The sequence below is a fragment of the Phycisphaerae bacterium genome, from assembly GCA_018003015.1.
Lineage (GTDB): Bacteria > Planctomycetota > Phycisphaerae > UBA1845 > PWPN01 > JAGNEZ01.
In genome coordinates, this window is the sequence record JAGNEZ010000040.1 from 21,394 (window position 1) to 38,414 (window position 17,021).

General features: G+C 63.3%; 11 protein-coding genes. 8 read left to right on the plus strand and 3 right to left on the minus strand.

Translation table 11 applies throughout. The annotated features are described in order from the left end of the window. Positions 1 to 121: 121 nt before the first annotated feature. Positions 122 to 1,591 carry a thrombospondin type 3 repeat-containing protein gene (locus KA354_16545; protein ID MBP7936252.1) on the minus strand — a complete coding sequence of 490 codons (1,470 nt, stop codon included), beginning with the start codon at positions 1,589 to 1,591 and terminating at the stop codon, positions 122 to 124. Between the two features lie 805 nt (positions 1,592 to 2,396). Here KA354_16545 and KA354_16550 point away from each other — a divergent pair. After that, complete coding sequence (locus KA354_16550; GenBank protein ID MBP7936253.1) at positions 2,397 to 5,009, plus strand: PEP/pyruvate-binding domain-containing protein; 2,613 nt, start codon at positions 2,397 to 2,399, stop codon at positions 5,007 to 5,009. 168 nt (positions 5,010 to 5,177) lie between these two features. On the opposite strand, the gene gdhA is transcribed toward KA354_16550, so the two are convergent. Then, positions 5,178 to 6,518, minus strand: coding sequence for an NADP-specific glutamate dehydrogenase (gene gdhA, locus KA354_16555; protein ID MBP7936254.1), 1,341 nt, complete (start codon positions 6,516 to 6,518; stop codon positions 5,178 to 5,180). A 233-nt stretch (positions 6,519 to 6,751) separates the two neighbouring features. Between gdhA and KA354_16560 the strand changes: the two genes are divergently transcribed. Beyond that, the gene (locus KA354_16560) at positions 6,752 to 7,687 is read left to right on the plus strand and encodes a LysR family transcriptional regulator (GenBank protein ID MBP7936255.1); all 936 of its coding nucleotides are present in this window, start codon (positions 6,752 to 6,754) and stop codon (positions 7,685 to 7,687) included. Positions 7,688 to 7,837: 150 nt separating this feature from the next. Here KA354_16560 and KA354_16565 read toward each other — a convergent pair whose 3' ends face one another. Next, positions 7,838 to 8,731, minus strand: a complete 894-nt coding sequence (locus tag KA354_16565; protein MBP7936256.1) for a sugar phosphate isomerase/epimerase — start codon at positions 8,729 to 8,731, stop codon at positions 7,838 to 7,840. 417 nt (positions 8,732 to 9,148) lie between these two features. On the opposite strand from KA354_16565, the gene KA354_16570 reads away from it, so the two are divergent. The 6 genes from KA354_16570 (at position 9,149) to KA354_16595 (ending at position 17,015) form a co-directional block, all read left to right on the plus strand. After that, on the plus strand, positions 9,149 to 10,813 hold the full coding sequence (locus KA354_16570; GenBank protein MBP7936257.1) for a sigma-70 family RNA polymerase sigma factor: 1,665 nt from the start codon (positions 9,149 to 9,151) through the stop codon (positions 10,811 to 10,813). A 199-nt stretch (positions 10,814 to 11,012) separates the two neighbouring features. Beyond that, positions 11,013 to 12,314, plus strand: a complete 1,302-nt coding sequence (locus tag KA354_16575; GenBank protein ID MBP7936258.1) for a hypothetical protein — start codon at positions 11,013 to 11,015, stop codon at positions 12,312 to 12,314. A gap of 173 nt (positions 12,315 to 12,487) precedes the next feature. Further along, complete coding sequence (locus KA354_16580) at positions 12,488 to 13,999, plus strand: hypothetical protein (protein ID MBP7936259.1); 1,512 nt, start codon at positions 12,488 to 12,490, stop codon at positions 13,997 to 13,999. Between the two features lie 397 nt (positions 14,000 to 14,396). Then, positions 14,397 to 14,984, plus strand: a complete 588-nt coding sequence (locus KA354_16585; GenBank protein MBP7936260.1) for an RNA polymerase sigma factor — start codon at positions 14,397 to 14,399, stop codon at positions 14,982 to 14,984. 139 nt (positions 14,985 to 15,123) lie between these two features. Continuing rightward, entirely contained in the window at positions 15,124 to 15,699 is a 576-nt protein-coding gene (locus KA354_16590) for a hypothetical protein (GenBank protein MBP7936261.1), read from the plus strand. Positions 15,700 to 15,710: 11 nt separating this feature from the next. Next, positions 15,711 to 17,015, plus strand: a complete 1,305-nt coding sequence (locus KA354_16595) for a PDZ domain-containing protein (GenBank protein ID MBP7936262.1) — start codon at positions 15,711 to 15,713, stop codon at positions 17,013 to 17,015. The last annotated feature ends 6 nt before the right edge of the window (positions 17,016 to 17,021 follow it).

Below are 17,021 nucleotides of genomic sequence, written 5' to 3' on the forward strand. Positions count from 1 at the left end.
GCGAAGGTGGCTCCTCGCGGATTCGATGCACTTGCCGGTGCTGCGGCCGCTGCCCGTCACATCCAGTGCAACCACCGCCCGAAGCCCGGGCAGGCTGCCGTCCTCCGCGTCCGTGGCGGGATCACGTCTTGTTCGATGATCCTGCCGTGCATTTGAGTGCCAGCAGGGCCAGCAGCATGCATGGCAAGGGAGCGGCGCCCATTGCCCCGCAGGCGTTGAAGTGGGAGACCACGGTCACGATCCGGCGTTCCTCGTGGGTAATGGATGGATCGGGCCGGGCCGTGTCATCGTCGCAGGCATCGCCCATGCCGTCGCCGTCGGTATCCTCCTGGCCGGGGTTGGCGCTAGCCGGGCAGTTGTCGAGGCAGTCCAGGACGCCGTCCGCGTCTGGGTCGGCATCGGCGACCCCGCAGCCGCACGTGCCGGGGGCGGTCTTGAGTGGATCGTTGGGACAGCCGTCCAGGCAGTCGACGGTGCCATCCGCGTCGGAGTCCGTATCCGCAACCCCGCACCCGCAGATGCCCGCCGCAGTCTTGTTGGGGTCGCCCGGGCACGTATCGGCACAATCCGCAACCCCGTCAGCATCAGTATCTGTGTCCGCCACGCCGCAGCCGCAGGTGCCCGGTGCAGTCTTGGCGAGGTCATCCGGGCAATTGTCGACGCAATCCGACACGCCGTCGCCGTCGCCATCGGTTTCGGCCACGCCGCAACCGCAGGTCCCCGGCAACGTCTTCGTGGGATCGCGCGGGCAGGGGTCGCTACAGTCGGGGCTGCCGTCCCTGTCAGAATCGGTATCGGGCACGCCGCACCCGCACAGCCCGGGTGCGGCCTTGGCCACATCGTCCGGGCAGCCGTCGAGGCAATCCAGCACGCCGTCGCCGTCGCGATCCGTGTCGGGGATTCCGCAGCCGCATACGCCGGGTGCAGTCTTGGCGGGATCGCCCGGGCACTGGTCGACGCCCCCTCCGGGCGTGACCTGGATGCCGTCGACGCCGACCACGGTGACCTGGCCGTCGTCCGTACCGGTTCCGAGCAGGTCGAACTGTAGCCGGACGCGGGTGCCGGGAGCCAGCGTGGTGATTGTGGCCGTGACGGTGAACCAACCGTCTCGAATGGTTGAAGGAGTCCGAGTGACGATCAGCGGGTCGAAGTCGATGTTGCCCGGCGAGTCGTTGTAGAAGTAGTCGTTCACGCCGGCGGTATAGATGAGCGGGGCGAGCGTATCCGGATCGAGCAACCGGGCGGTGAAAGCGTCGGGCAGGGCGCTGCCTCCGACGAAATCGCCGGCGACGACCAGCACGTACTCGAACACCAGCGCGCCGGCGTCCTCGATCACGAAATCCTGATAGAGCGAGCTTGAGGCAACGGCCCCCGTCGTCCCGGCCTCATCGAGGACGGCCAACCCGCCCTGGCCGTCAGCGAGTGGGGTAACGATACTCCCCACCTTGACGATCCATCCGTTGAGTGCATCTTCAAAGCTGGGGTTGGTCACCTCCGCGTATGTTCCTGGGGCAAGCCCCAGACAGGATACCGCAGCCGCCCACACCACCGCGCCGCGTACCCGGCGGAGTCCTCTTTTCACAGTCCTCATGGCCACAAGCCTCCCCCCCATAGCAAGCCACTCCAGCGTCTTCTTCGATCTCACCGCATGGAGCCGGCCAAGGGTTGTCTCCGCGGCGACCCAGCATGAGCCGAGCGCCACCCCTTGGCCGCCCCCTCTCTGACGTGTCTTCAGACTTTCACCTCCTAATGATACCCCGAACAAGCGAAGATTTCAAGCAGAGCAGAACGGGAATCGGCCAGGCGTAGGGTTCTGGGCCGGGCCGAGGTCCGAGGGTGGTCGACGAAGGCGTGGACCTTGATCAGGGCGGTCATGCCTGGCGGGATTATCGGCCGTGACTTGGTCGTCGTGGTCCCGGGCGGCGCCGTTGATTCTCTGGCCGACGCCGCTCGGTCTGCCTGGCGTGTCGGTCCACCGGCTGAGCCTTGCCTGAACGCCTAGCCCAGATGGGGATGTAGCCGGGCACTCGCCGTTGGAGCGTTTTGACGCGTTCTGCGTTACCTGGATGGTCGTATGCTGGCCTTCGGCAGTTGGGCGGCTCTTGGCTCTGCCGAGTCCGGCCCTTCATTCGGCGGCAGCCGACGGGCGTTTGAAGAGAGGCCTGGCATCCGATTACGCGGCTCGCGGGACTGGCGCGCTGATCGATTTGGCGTTCGAGGGCCGTCAGTTGAGGAGGAGTCCGGTCGCCGCTGGCTGCTTGGGGGTGGGCGGCTGGACTTGGCAGCCCACATCGGTCCGCGATAATGAAGCCGCCGGATATGCAGCTTCGGGGCGGATCATTGCTGATGGCGGCATCATCGGTTCTCGAGTGCGGGCTCGAAGGAGGTCTGACCACATGATGGGCGCGCAACTGACAACCGGGCTCAAGGGTCTGGACGGCGTTCTCAAAGCGCTGCTGCCCGGAGACAACATCGTTTGGCAAGTGGACTCGGTTGCCGACTATGCGCCGTTCGTCCGCCCGTGTGGCGAGGCGGCCCGCAAGAACGGCTCGAAGGTCATTTACTTTCGCTTTGCCGAGCACCCCCCGCTGCTCCCTGAGGATTCCGGTGCGGAAATCGTCCCCCTCGATCCTGGCGAAGGGTTCGAGCGGGTCATTCGCCAGATTCACAGCGTGATCAACCACACCCGCGACCAGGGCGTTTACATCTTCGATTGTCTTTCGGATCTGGCTGCCGACTGGTACAGCGATCGGATGCTGGGCAACTTCTTTCTGCTCATCTGTCCCTACGTCTACGACGTCGGGGGGCTGGCCTGTTTCGCGATGTTGCGCAACCATCATTCGTTTCATGCCTGCTCGACGATCATGTCGACGACGCAGATCATGATCGACACTTTCCGGTACAAGGGTTTTCTCTACCTCCATCCGCTGAAGGTGCAGCACCGGCACTCCCCCACCATGTACATGCTTCACGCCTGGAAGGGTGACGAGATGTCCCCAGTGATCGACAGCCCCACGATTGCCGAGATACTCACGTCTGTTCCCCAGGTCGGGTGGCTTGCGGCCCGGACGAGGCCGGACGTGTGGGACCGCACCTTCCTGCGTGCGGAGCATCTCCTGGAGCACATCAAGCAAGGCGACAGCGATCGCGATGAGCTCCAGGACCTGCTCAATCGTCTTCTTCCCATGTTGATTTCCCGCGATGAACGTGTGCTCGAACTGGCTCGGAAGCACTTCCGGATCGAGGATCTCATTCGTATCTGGAAGCGGACCATCGGCACCGGGCTGATCGGCGGCAAGTCGGTGGGCATGCTGCTGGCCCGGGCGATCCTCCGGCACAGTGATCCCCGCTGGGAGACTCTGTTGGAGAAGCACGACTCGTTTTTCATCGGCTCGGACGTGTTCTACACCTACCTGGTCCAGAACGGGTGCTGGTGGCTGCGTGAGAAGCAGCGTGACCCGAAGACACTCCTGGAGGGGGCGGAGGAGGTCCGCCGCCGGATTCTGACCGGCAGTTTCTCGGCGGTGATTCGTCGAGACTTCGCCGACATGCTCGACTATTTCGGCCAGAGCCCGATCATTGTCCGTTCGAGCAGCCTGCTCGAGGACGCCTTCGGCAACTCGTTCGCCGGCCAATATGAGAGCCTGTTCTGCGTCAACCAGGGTTCGCGCGAAGAGCGGCTCGAGGACTTCATCGCGGCGGTCAAGACCATCTACGCGAGCGCCATGGGCGAACGTGCCCTGCAGTACCGATTGCGGCGCGGCATGCTCGACGATGACGAGCAGATGTCGCTGCTCGTCCAGCGTGTGTCGGGGACGTTCTACCAGAACCTGTACTATCCCCAGGCCGCCGGGGTGGGGTTGTCATTCAACCCCTACGCGTGGGACGAGCAGATTGACCCGAAGGCCGGCGTCCTGCGTCTCGTCTTCGGGCTGGGCACCCGGGCCGTGGATCGAACGGACGACGACTACACGCGCGTGGTTGCCCTGAACGTGCCCAGCAAACGACCCGAAGCGGATATCGAGCAGATCCGCCGCTACACCCAGCACAAAGTGGATGTGCTCGACCGGCAGGGCAGCCAGCTGGTTTCGCGGGAGTTCCTGGACGTCATCAAGGACTGCCCGGGTTTGCCCTTGGACGTGTTCGCCTCGCGCGATCCGGAGGCCGAACGACTCGCCGTCGAGACCGGCAGGCGCGACCTTGTCCCCTACATGCTGACCTTCGAGAGGCTGCTCGAGACCAGCTCCTTCCCGGCGGATATGCGTCAGATGCTCGAGGTCCTCGAGGCGGCCTATGCCTGCCCGGTGGACACGGAGTTCACGGTCAACTTCCTCGACGAAGAGGACTACCGGATCAACCTGGTTCAGTGCCGCCCCCTGCACGTGGCAAATCCGGGCCGGGTCACGGCTCTTCCCCAGGTCATAGCCGAGAAGGACATCGTTTTCACCGCCCGCGGGGCCGTGGTCGGACAGAGCCGCGCCGAAGTGATCGATCGACTGATCTACGTCGTTCCCTCGGCTTACGGCGGTCTGCCAGTGAGTGAGCGGTATGCGGTCGCCCGGCTGATCGGTCGCCTGATGCGTCACCCGACGACCCAATCCAAGCCGAAGGTGATGCTACTGGGGCCGGGACGATGGGGAACCAAGATGCCCTCCCTGGGCATCCCGGTTTCCTACGCCGAGATCAGCGGCGTCTCGGTGCTGTGCGAAATCGTGGCCATGCACGAGGGTCTCGTTCCAGACGTCTCCCTGGGAACGCACTTCTTCAACGAGCTCATCGAAGCCGAGATTCTGTATCTGGCCCTGTTTCCCGGTCGGGAGGGCAACTCCATCAATGAGGCATTCCTGAAGGGCCTGCCCAACCGTCTCGAGGAGCTGACGCCCAACGCCGCTCAGCGCGTCGATCTGGTTCGGGTCATCGATGCCGCCGATCTGACCGACCACCAGGCGATCCACCTCAATGCGAACAACGTCAAGCAGGAAGTTGTGTGCTATCTCGCCCGGCCATGATCAACCGTCGCCGATTCCGGGCGGCGGACCAGCGGGCCGTGCGGGACCTCCGCCCGAGAGCGGAAGCGGCCCCGAGGCTGCCTGTTGGCCGTCCTCGGGGCCACCTTTGTCAGGCGGGTATTCGCCGGCTGCCGGCCGGTCTGGATGGCATGCGGTCAAGCCGCCTGGTCACACAAGACCGTGATCCAGCATTGCGTCGGCGACCTTGACGAAGCCGGCAATGTTGGCGCCGAGCACGTAGTTGGAGGGCGCGTCGTAGGTCTTGGCCGTCCCGGCGACTGCGGTGTGAATCGCCTTCATGATCTTGTGCAGTCGATCATCGACCTCTTCACGCGTCCAGGACAGATGGAGCGAATTCTGGGACATCTCCAGACCGGACACTGCGACTCCCCCCGCGTTCGCGGCCTTGCCCGGGCCATACATGATCTTGTTGCCGAGGAAGACCTCCACGCCCTCCGGGTCCGTCGGCATGTTAGCGCCTTCGCAGACGAGGATGCAGCCGTTTTTCACCAGCGTCTGGGCGTCGGTGCCGGTGACCTCGTTCTGGGTGGCCGACGGAAACGCACAATCGCACTTGATGCCCCACGGGCGAACGTGTTCCTGGTACTTGGCCCCCGCGAACTTCTCGGCATACTCCTTGATTCGGCCGCGGCGGATGTTCTTGAGTTCCATCACATAAGCGAGTTTCTCTTCGTTGATTCCGGCCGGATCGTGAATCGTGCCGTTCGAGTCGGACATGGACACGCACTTGGCACCGAGTTGATTCAGCTTTTCAACCGTGTATTGGGCGACGTTCCCCGAGCCCGACACCGTGCACACCTTGCCGGCGATGCTGTCGCCGCGGGTCTTGAGCATCTCTTCGGCGAAATAGACCGCGCCGTATCCCGTTGCCTCAGGCCGGATCAGAGAGCCGCCCCAATTGAGGCCTTTGCCGGTCAGCACGCCAGTGAACTCGTTGCGGATTCTCTTGTACTGGCCGAAGAGGAAGCCGATTTCGCGGCCGCCGACACCGATGTCTCCAGCAGGCACGTCGGTATTCGGGCCGATATGGCGACAGAGTTCGGTCATGAATGACTGACAGAAGCGCATCACTTCGGCATCGGACCTGCCTTTGGGGTCAAAGTCCGCACCGCCCTTGCCGCCGCCCATGGGAAGGGTCGTCAGCGAGTTCTTCAGGATCTGCTCGAAACCCAGGAACTTGAGGATGCTCAGGTTCACCGTGGGGTGGAAGCGGAGGCCGCCCTTGTAAGGACCGATCGCACTGTTGAACTCCACGCGGAAGCCGCGGTTCAACCTGACCTTGCCCTGATCGTCCATCCAGGGCACCCGGAAGAGAATGACCCGCTCCGGCTCGACAAAGCGTTCCAGAATCGCGTTTTTCTGATACCTGGGATTCCTTGCCAGGGCTTTCTCGAGCGACTCCAGGACTTCCCTGGCCGCCTGATGAAACTCCAGCTGGCCAGGGTGCTGCCTGACCAAGTCGTTCAGCACATCGGTTACGTACGACATATTGCCTTCCTCTTATAAGAGTTGATTCCCCCGGCCGACTGCACGCACATGATTCCGGCCGGTCCGGTCCCTGCCCGATCCGCCGAGCTTTGTGGACACGGGTATTCTCATAAGGTAAAGGTAATGATATAATTGGAAGCCCTGGGGACACAAGGTGCCCAGGAAGGCCAGAAACGCAGCTTTTGGGTCGAAAACGTGCGGTCTTATTCTCAGAATAAGGAATCACTTATTGTATGAACATACCGGCCTTCAAGTTGTTCTGCGATGTGGTTCGCTGCCGGAGTTTCTCGCGGGCCGCGGCCATGAACGGGATCAGTCAATCCGCAGCCAGCCAAAGTGTCAGCTGCCTTGAACGTGAGCTGGGGGTCCAGTTGATTGACCGCCAACGGAGGCCCATCATTCTCACCCACGAGGGCGAGATCTGCTACCAGGGGCTTTGCGAGATCCTGCGTCAGTTCGAGTTCATGAAAGCCGGGATGGAAGCTTCGCGTCATCTGGTGCAGGGAACCGTCCGGGTCGCGGCCATCTACTCGGTTGGGCTCTACGACATGAACTGGGCGATGCAGAAGTTCATGGCCGACTATCCCATGGCCAACATCCGCCTGGAATACCACCTTCCTGACAAGGTCTACGAAGCAGTCCAGAGTAACGAAGCTGATCTCGGCATTTTGTCCTATCCGGTGGAAAGCCGCGATCTGAACGTGATTCCGCTAAGGCAGGAGGAGATGGTGCTGGTCTGCCACCCGGACCATCACCTAGCGACGCGGCAAGTGGTCCAGCCCAGCCAGCTGAACGGGGAGGATTTCGTGAGCTTCGACCGGGAGCTGACCATTTCCCGCGAACTCGACCGCTACTTTCGCCAGAACCACATTTCCGTTCGCAAGGTCATGGTGTTCGACAACGTCGAGACCATCAAGCAGGCCGTGGAACTCGGCGTCGGCTTGAGCATTCTGCCCGAGCCAACGATCCGGCACGAGGTGAAGGTCGGATCGCTGGTCGCACTGCGGTTGGCGGGATGCGACCTCAAGCGTCCCATCGGCATCATTCATCTGCATCAAAAAGTCTTCACCCCGGCCCTGGTCAAGTTCGTCGAGATTCTGGGCGGCAAGCGCGACGCGGAGGAGGCGGCGTCTGCTGAGACCGGTTCATCTCCGCGCTCGAGGAAGTAGGCCGCCCTCCACGCCGGCAACGCCTTGATGGCGGACGGCGACGGCACGGACGAGGTGACGCCCGTGGACGGACGCCGGGTGGTCGTGGACAGAAGGCGAGCCCTGACGTCCAGGCCGACGCCGACGGGAGCGATGCCCGGAATGGCGGCTCTACCCAACAGCCGCCGCGTGCATTTTCTCGAGGAACTTGGGCACGCCAGTCTTGGGGTCTTCCTTGTCCTCGTACTCGAGGGCCACGTAGCCGTGGTATCCGGCTTCCCGAAGGACGGAGAAGATGCGAGGCACATCCGCCGGTCTGCGCTGACCGCCCTCAGACACCAGCGTCTTGACCTGCACGTTGATCGCCTTGGGTACGAGGGCGGCGATCTGGGCGTAGCCGTCGTCCTTGAAGTTGCCGGTGTCGAGATTGACCCCGAACCACGGGGACGGCACGTCCTTGACAATCCGGAGCACGTCGGCGGCTGTCTCGGTCAGATAGCCATGATTCTCGATGCCGAGGAAAACGCCCCTTGAACCCGCGTACTCGACCGCCTGCTTCATGGCCGCGATCATGCGCTTGTAGTCTTCTTCGCGCTGACCGCCGGCTTTTCCCGCGAACACCCGGATGTGGGGAGCACCCATCTCGACCGCGTTGTCCACCCACTGGCGAAGGTCGGCCAGCTGCTTGTCCAGGGCCGTCCCTAAAGGCAAGCAGAAGTTGTTGCCGACGGAGGTTCCGGAGACGGCCACCCCCTTGCGGAACGCCCGAGCCTTCAGCTCATGCATATAGGCGGGCCCAGCCTTGTAGATGTAGTAGGAGGTGAGCTCGGTCGCGTCGAGCCGCAAGTCGGCGCACAGGTCGATGAACTGCTCGATGGTCATCGTGGCCTTGTCCGCTCCGCCGCCGAGGACATTACGATAGGAGTAGGCCGCCATCGACAACCGGAGGCGATATCCGCTCCTGGTTGACTCGGCTCGAGCTCCGGCCGAAGGAGCCAGAAACGTACCCGCGGCCAGGGCGGCGCCGCCACCTAGGAATCCCCTTCTTGTGGAAGAAGCTGTCATCGCGATCGTCTCCATAGAGGAAGTTGGTTTTCGTCTCTACCGTGGCGGCGAACCCCCGCGACCACGGCCTGAGGCCTGATTATACGAGAGCGCCCTGGGCGAGGACAGGATGCCCCGGGATCCTGCCCATGCCCCCCCGATGTTGGGACGCACCCAGGTGTCGGGCGTGCCTCCTCGCATTACCATGGCTTGTACAACACAATTGTCACTGTAAACAGCGTTGCATCCGTACGGCCTAGGGCACCTTTCTCGGTCGGACCTGACGGGAGGGTGTTGACCTTTGGCGGCGATCGCACGATAATAATACTGGACGACCGGTATTGAGTCGCTGCCGGTTTCCGAGGCGCCAATCGGGCTCATTGGCCAACCCGTGACGGCAGCGCGAGGCGAGCGGTGTGTCCGCCTCAGGAGCGCGCCATGGCCAAGTACCATCATGCCGCCCTGGCCGAACTGGCCCACCAGTTGAGGCTATCGCCGTTGCGTTTGCGGCTTCGGCAGCTAGACGCGGCCCAGTTCCTGGCCGATCTCGTAGAGCCCGACAAGTCATACCCTTACGAGTTCGTCTGCCACCAGATCACCGGGTATCGTCCCAAGAGCGACATCCAACCCAAGCCCTTGTCCGGCCGGACGCTGGTCGAGGATCTGATCCAGTTGGTGGAGGATCTGAGCGCGGCCAGCCCGATGCCGGTTGGGCTGATGGGCACATGGTGGACCACCGAGGAGCTGGCGACTCGGCTCAAAGTGTCCACCAAGACCATCTGTCGTTGGCGCCGTCGGGGGCTGCCCGGATGCAAGTTGCGTTACCCGGACAACACGATCCGCCTGGCGTTCAGTGAGCCGTGCATCCGCCGATTCGTGGCCAAGCACATCGACACGGTCAAACGGGGAGCGGCATTCAGCCAGCTCAGCGCCACAGAGAAGCAGCAGATTGTCGCCGCAGCCCGCGAGGTTCTCGCCGAGCGGCGTGTACGGCTGCACGAATTGTCGCAGATCATTTCCGCCAAGGTCGGCCGCGCGGTCGAGACCGTGCGCTACACGCTGCGGCGTCACGATGAAGCTCACCCCGAGGACCCGATTTTTGGCAAGGACCATCAGCCGGTCATTCAGCCGGAGTTGCAGGCCATCTACGACCAGGTGCTTTCCGGGAAGCAGCCCGGCGAGGTGGGAAAGAGGTTCGGCAAGCCGGTCAAGGTGATCCAGGCGATTGTCCGCGAGGTTCGTGCCCGGCAGCTGAAGGCTCGGGAGATCCAGTACATCTACCATCAGGAGTTCGAGGCTCCCGGAGCAGAAGAGGTTATTCTGGCGAGTGCCCAGGCTCCCGTTCTCGATCAATCCGTTCCCCGCCCGCCGAGCGATCTGCCCCCGTACTTGCAGGAGCTGTATCGTTCGCCCCTGCTCAGCGCCGAGCAGGAACGCGCTCTGTTCCGGAAGTACAACTACCTGAAGTTCAAGGCCGACCGGATGCGGGTGGCAATCGATCCGCTCGACGCCAGTGACGCCCAACTTGAAGCCGTTGAGGCGGTCCTGGCAGATGCCGATCGCCTGCGGAACGAGATTCTGCAAGCGAACCTGAGACTGGTTGTGAGCATCGCCCGCCGGCACGTTGGCCGGTCGCCCTACTTCTTCGAGATCGTCAGTGACGGCAACCTGGCCTTGATGCGAGCGGTGGAGAAGTTCGACTATGCCCGGGGCTTCAAGTTCAGCACCTATGCCTCGTGGGCGATCATGCGCAACTACGCCCGGTCCATTCCCGAGCAGATGTACGAGGCGGCTCGACTGGTGACCGGCAACGACGAGTTGCTGGCGATCAAGCCCTCGCGCGAACCCGAAGCGGCCAGCGATTCGGTTCTGGACGGCGTCCGGCATCTGATCCAGAAGGGGCTCAGCCTGCTCAGCTCGCGAGAGCGGGAAGTAGTCGTCCGGCACTATGGGCTCGACAACGATGGGCAGGGCATGACGCTCGACCAGATCGGGCAGGCCATCGGCGTCACCAAGGAGCGCGTGCGTCAGATCGAGCGTAAGGCGATCAAGAAGCTCCAGCTCGGGCTCGCCGAGCACGAGGCCGAACTCGTGCCGGACTAGGATCGGCGCGCCCCGGGGAGACCCGTCATACCGGTCCCCCACCGCAAACCAAGCCTCGGATGACCGCAACATACTGCCGCTAGGCACCGGCCGGACGTTCTCTTGACCTCAGCGCCACGCGTGCGATAATCCTGCACCGGTCGAGACTTGGCAAGACGGCATTGCACCTGATGTCAACTGCTCAGCGGACAGGATTTCGATGAAAGTCACGTGCCCCAAATGTCAGAAGGTTCTCCAGGCTCCCGACGGATGGGCCGGGAAGACGGTCAAATGCCCGGGATGCAAGGATCCCATCAAGCTGCCGCAGCCCGACAGTGGAGGCGACGCCGGAGGTATCGATCTGGGCTCACTCAAGACATTCGAAGCGGTCGGCCAAGTCATCGTTCCCGATCAGAAGGCCAAGCCGATGACCCTGAAGCAGGCCCAGCAGGCCGCCGTTGCTGCGGCGGCTGAAGCCGAGGCTGCCAAGGTTGATCCGGCCAAGCACGACCCCAATGTCCGCACGTGCCCGAAGTGCAAGCAGAAGGTGAAGTGCGCGGACCTGTACAGCGAAGTCATGTGCCGTCACTGCGGAACCGGGATTCCGGGCCTCATGCTGACACCCGGTCAGCAGGCCAAGTACTCTGGTTCGATGGCCGACCGCATTGGCTCCTCGGTCACCTTCTACTCCGGCTTCAGCAGTGCGGCCACCTACCCCCTTCCGGCGTTAGGCTCGATCGGCGCCGGCATGGCGATCGCCCTGGCGACCATTGTGGTGCCGGTCGGCGTCGTTCTTGCGTTCATCGCCAGTTCAAGCCTCAACCCGGCAAGCCGCAAACCCGGCGAGGAGATCGACTACGGCTGGGTGGGCATCGCCATTTCGACGGCGCTGGTAGTTCAGGGCATCTACTTCGGTTCGGTCTGCTATTACATGCTCATCGACGCCATCCGGACCACGAAGTCCGGGGCTGAAGCCCCGCCGAACCTGACCTGGAACATCATCAACCTGGGAGCCGCGCTTGGAGGCTATGGTGCCCTTCTGGGCATGTATCTCCTCACCGCGGTTCTTCTGGTCACAGCGGTGAAGGGCTTCCCGGGCAGGATCAGCGACTTTGCGGCCCTGGGTCAACCCGTCCCGCTCATCATCCTGGCCCTGATGACCTTCGGTGTTCCGATGAACCTGATCGGGTTGTCCAGCAGCCAGGCGATGGATGGCCTGAATCCCGTCAAGGTTGGCAAGTCCATCCTCAACACCCACGGCAATTATGCGTTCCTGTTTCTGGTCACCCTGTTGTACCTGGGGATCTTCATTGGCATCATGGCCGCGGTGCTCAATTGGGCCTGGCCGATGATCATGAGCGTCTGCACCACGGGCATCGCCTCCGGCGTGGTCAACGCCCTCCTGGGGGTGGTCGCCTGGACGGTGGTGATCGGTTTTGGCTTTTACTTCGCCTGCTCGATCGGTCGAGTGCTCGGCCTGTTCTGCCGAACGTACAAAGAGAAGCTCCAATTCGAACTCTGACCAATTCCTTCATCCGCTTCCGGCCAGACGGCCGATACACCAATGGCGTGTCGGGCATCTGCCCCAACAGGTTGGTCCGCGCCGGCAGTTCGGCTAGAATGGGCAAACCAAGGCGCGGGGAGCGGAGGCGGAGATGCTCCCAACGAAACCAAGCTCCTTGAAGTGGAGATCGCATGAGAAGCCTTTGTAGGATAGTCCCGCTGCTTTCCGCGGGGGCGATGCTCGCCCAGAGCGGGTGTGCCATTCCGCAACCCCCCGGCCGCGGCAGGCAGATGCAGCTTGTGGAGTCCGAGACCAAGACGACCTACTGGCTGTATCTGCCCGAGGACTACGTCAAGAACAACGGCCAGCACCCGAAGGGCGAGCGATGGCCCATGGTCCTCACGCTGCACGGTCTGCGCCCGTACGACAGCGGCGCCATGCAGAACAAGGAATGGCAGGAAGAAGCGGATCGCTACGGCTTCGTCATCCTGGCGCCGGACCTCCGGACGTGCGACAGCCTGACGATGCAGTTTCCCCTGCGCGACCCCACCCTGCCCTACGTCAAACAGGACGAGCAAGCTATTCTGGCGATCATGGATGACGTCTGCCGTCGCACCAACGCCGATCCGACTCGCGTCCTGGTCACGAGTTTCTCATCGGGCGGTTATCTTGCCCATTTCGTGACCAACCAGCACCCGGAGCGATTCACGGTTCTAGCGGTCAGAGGATCCAACTTCAACAGGAGCCTGCTGTCGCCTGCTCAGCTCTCCAAGTATCGGAACATGCCCATCGGCATTTTCTTCGGCCAGAACGACCTGGGGGTCTGCCGGACTGAGAGCCTGGAGGCGATCGACTGGTATCGCCAGCATCACTTTCATGTCGAAGGCAAGATGGTCAAAGACCTGGGCCATGAACGAAGGCCGCAAGTCGCTGCCGCCTTCTTTGCCCGGGCGATCGGAGCCTCACCCAAGAGCCCGCCCGATCTGGGCAGTATGGTTGTCATGGACATCCCCGGGCACGAGGCTGCGGCGGCACCTGCCCGGCCGGTGCCCAAACCGATTCTGCCGACGACGCCGCCCCCCGAACCAGCCGCCTCGACAACACTGTCCTCGGAGGCATCAAGCCGGAAAGCCAAACCGCCCATTCGCGAGAAGTCGACCTCCGGGAGTGAGCTTCTCTTCAGCGGCTCCAGCTCGGCAACCGGCGGCACGATCTCGAAGCCGCCCGCGCAGGTCGAGCCTGCCAGACCGACCGCCCGGGCGTTGCCGTCGGCCAACACGAACTCAGGGAATGCGGCCACGCCGAAACGCCCCATCCGGCAACCGTACGACAACAGCGCTGGCGGAGGGGTGCCCGCACGACCCGAGAAGCCGGTCCTGCCAACCTCAGCCCCAGGTCGCGAGCAGGAGCCGGATCGTTACTCACCGGCGGCGATCCAAGTGCGCGGCGACGCGGTCGGACATGCCCCCTTCCGGGTTAGCCTCAGTGCGATCGTGCCCGCTGCCATGCGAGAGGGAGCCAGCATCCTCTGGACTGACAACGGGGTGCCGGTGGGCGACAACACCTTCGAGGCTCACGTCGTGCTCCGGCAGCCGGGGACCCACCACATCGCTGCCCACATCGCCACCGCCGACGACCGCCGAATCACCGCCCAGCGAACCATTCAGGTCTTGCCTCCCGCTACCCAGCCTGCGCGCTTGTAACCCTCCCGGCAGACCCGGAACGTCCGCTCGGGTTGACATGATCGAGGCGCTTGCCTGCATACGTGCCTTGGGTAAAGTCTGCCCGGGTGGGCCTTCATCCCGGTCGAGGCTGCATCGAAGGCATCACCTGGGGACCGGGCGAGGGGCAGAACCCCAAGGGCCCGTCTCTGCACGATCCTGACCCTGGCGGCCGCGGCAAAACCGGCTTCAGCCTGCGGCAAAGGGCCGTCTCTGCACCGCACCTCTGCAACCCCTGGCGATGGGGAGCGTAGTAGGGACAGGAGAGGAGCGGCCCAGAAGGGTTGCCCTGACCTGAAGCCATTGCGGATAATGAAGTTGTGACATCTCCCATCCGACTGACAGGAGGACGGATTGGCCGTCGTCTATAAGGGTAGACATGCAACGGCCGATCGCGATCAGAACCATGCAGGCCAGCGAGGCGGGCTGTGACCCGGAGATTCCGGTGATCGAGGCCATCCGGCAGGGTGACCCGCACGCCATGAGCGAGTTCGTGCAGCGGCACGAGCGCTGGGTACGCGGCGTGGTCTTCGGGATCACGGGGCGTATGGATGAAGTGGACGACGTCGCCCAGCGGGTCTGGATGCAGGTCTGGCGTGAAGCCCGAAATCTGACTGACGGCACGCGTTGGCGGAGTTGGCTGTATCGGATTGCCCGGAACGCCGCCATGGACACCGGTCGGTCGCGGCGGCGAAGCCAACGACTTGCAGAGACCCTGGAGCTGGGCCGGCCGGAGCGAACCGAGGCTCCTCCGGATGCGGCGCTGTCAAGCCGGGAGCAGGAAGCTCGGATGCTGGGAGCGATTGCGGCTCTGCCGCCCCTGTATCGCGAGCCGTTTGTGCTCAAGCATCTGGAGGAATGGAGCTACCAGGAGATCGCCGAGTTGCTCGGCATGCCGGTCGACACGGTCGAGACCCGGCTGGTGCGTGCCAGGCGATTGCTACGGGAGCAGCTGAGGATGAAGTGACGAGTCATGGGTTATGGTCGGGGCAGTGAATTCAGAGTGCCGGGAGGCTGAGCGGGGAGAGTTCCCGGCCCCCGAGCGAGCGGGATGAAAGGAATGGCTGGACGGCGACTGCCGGCTGCGTAGCGCTGAGTGCTCACAGATGATCGACGAACGACTGGAACGACTGATCAATCGTAAGCTTGACGGCGAACTGAGCGAGGCTGAGTCGCTGGAACTGGACAAGCTGCTGATCCGCTCCCCGGAAGGACGAGCGATGCTGGAGGAGCAGGGAAGGCTCGACCGTCTTGCCGGCGTTTCTTTGCGGGCCGCCCTCGGTGGTGATCTGGCCGGACGGAGCGTATGTCGCCGAAGCCCGCTGGAGTGGCCGTCGCGATCAACTCGCCGCGAGCATCTGTGGTACGGGGGCATCGGCCTGGCCGCCGGGTTCCTGCTGGCTCTCCTGGTGAGTTCGCTGGTCATGCCCTTGCGGAGCGGAAACCACGAGGAGGCCCTGCCGCCGATCGCCGACAGCGGGCTAAACCGTGATACCGGCCCGGTCTTCGCAGACAAGGGGCAGAACAGGGAGTTGCCCCCGAGTCTACGGGACATCACAGGCCCGTGGGATGATGTCCCGGGCCAGGTCTTCGGTGTCTATGACGATAACAGTCGTAGCCTCTATCTGCTGGAAATGAGCGGGGCGCCGGCCAGAGTAACGCCCGCCCACATCGACTATTGAGGAGAACACCCATGCGATTCCTGACTGCATTCGCGTTCCTGATCGCCGTGAGGGGGATCCTGCCAGCCGCCGCGCTGGGGCAGTTCGTGCAACCGCTTCCGCCAGGGCCGCTGCTGTCGCCCCCGAGCGTGACGCCGGTGCCCGTCGTCCCGCTGTTTCCCGGACAGATGCGGCCGGACACCCAACTGCCGTACCTGAGGATCGAAGACCGAGTTGAGGAAAGCCCCGTCTGGCTGGGTCTACAGCTCAGTCCGGTTCCGCTGCCGCTGGCGGCACATCTCCAACTCGACGCGAACGGGCTGATGGTGAGGAATGTATTCCGCGACAGCCCGGCGGATCAAGCCGGCATCGAGCAATTCGACGTCATCACCGAAGTCAATGGCCACCGAGTATCAGGCGATGTCTGGGCATTCATCGAGCGGTTGGCCGATCGGAAACCGGGCGATCCCGTCGAGCTGAGCGTGGTGCACAAGGGTCAAGCCAGAACCATGCAGGTCAAGCTGGCGGATCGGCCCAAGGACCCGGCCAGACTCAAACCGAAGTATGACGAGTTCTTCGAAGGGCCGCCTATCGGTCCGCCGGACATGCGCGGTCGCATCCTCCGGCCCGGCCCTGATGGCTGGATTCTCGAGGATCTCGGTCCGCTGCCGAAGATGAAGGAGCTGCCCAATCAGCTTCGCATGTACATCGAGGCGCTGACCAAGGATGGCGACAGCCAGACGACCGAAGGCCGACGGGTAGACAAGCAGGGCCAGGTGCTTCACGTGCTGCGCAAGGAAGACGGCTCGGTCGAAGTCAAGCGGTACCGACAGGCCGACGGCGAGGGCCATGCCGAACCCAAGCGCTATGCCAACATGGAGGAACTCCGCAAAGGCGACCGCGAGGCCTTTGATCTGCTCAACTCCGCCCAGCGCGAGCACCGGGTTCTTAAGGGGCCGGGGGCATTCGAATCTCGCGAGGCCTGGGACGATTGGCTCCGCAAGCACGGTGACAAGCTCAAGGAATTCGAGCACCGCATGAGGGAGTCCGTTCCGGACAAGGAATGGGGCAAACGCTGGGATGAATGGAACGAGCGCTTCTTCCAGGGACCCCTCAAGCGATTCAAGCACCTGCCGGCGGAGTCTCCGGAGGACGGGGCCAAGGGCGTTCCGGCACCGCGCGTCCGGTTCGAGCTCCAGGGCGACGGGAAAGTCGTTGTTCACGTCCGCGAGGGCGATGCCGAATTGACCCGGACGTTCGACTCCGAACAAGCTCTGAAGGAGAAGGCTCCCCAGCTCTATGAACGCTACCAGGAGATGACCAAGCAGCTTCAGTAATCAGTC

What these genes read in the sequence shown, in the direction of transcription:
- KA354_16545 (MBP7936252.1), bottom strand. Translation starts at nt 1,591, where the DNA reads ATGAGGACTGTGAAAAGAGGACTCCGCCGGGTACGCGGCGCGGTGGTG.
- KA354_16550 (MBP7936253.1), top strand. Translation starts at nt 2,397, where the DNA reads ATGATGGGCGCGCAACTGACAACCGGGCTCAAGGGTCTGGACGGCGTT.
- gdhA (MBP7936254.1), bottom strand. Translation starts at nt 6,518, where the DNA reads ATGTCGTACGTAACCGATGTGCTGAACGACTTGGTCAGGCAGCACCCT.
- KA354_16560 (MBP7936255.1), top strand. Translation starts at nt 6,752, where the DNA reads ATGAACATACCGGCCTTCAAGTTGTTCTGCGATGTGGTTCGCTGCCGG.
- KA354_16565 (MBP7936256.1), bottom strand. Translation starts at nt 8,731, where the DNA reads ATGACAGCTTCTTCCACAAGAAGGGGATTCCTAGGTGGCGGCGCCGCC.
- KA354_16570 (MBP7936257.1), top strand. Translation starts at nt 9,149, where the DNA reads ATGGCCAAGTACCATCATGCCGCCCTGGCCGAACTGGCCCACCAGTTG.
- KA354_16575 (MBP7936258.1), top strand. Translation starts at nt 11,013, where the DNA reads ATGAAAGTCACGTGCCCCAAATGTCAGAAGGTTCTCCAGGCTCCCGAC.
- KA354_16580 (MBP7936259.1), top strand. Translation starts at nt 12,488, where the DNA reads ATGAGAAGCCTTTGTAGGATAGTCCCGCTGCTTTCCGCGGGGGCGATG.
- KA354_16585 (MBP7936260.1), top strand. Translation starts at nt 14,397, where the DNA reads ATGCAACGGCCGATCGCGATCAGAACCATGCAGGCCAGCGAGGCGGGC.
- KA354_16590 (MBP7936261.1), top strand. Translation starts at nt 15,124, where the DNA reads ATGATCGACGAACGACTGGAACGACTGATCAATCGTAAGCTTGACGGC.
- KA354_16595 (MBP7936262.1), top strand. Translation starts at nt 15,711, where the DNA reads ATGCGATTCCTGACTGCATTCGCGTTCCTGATCGCCGTGAGGGGGATC.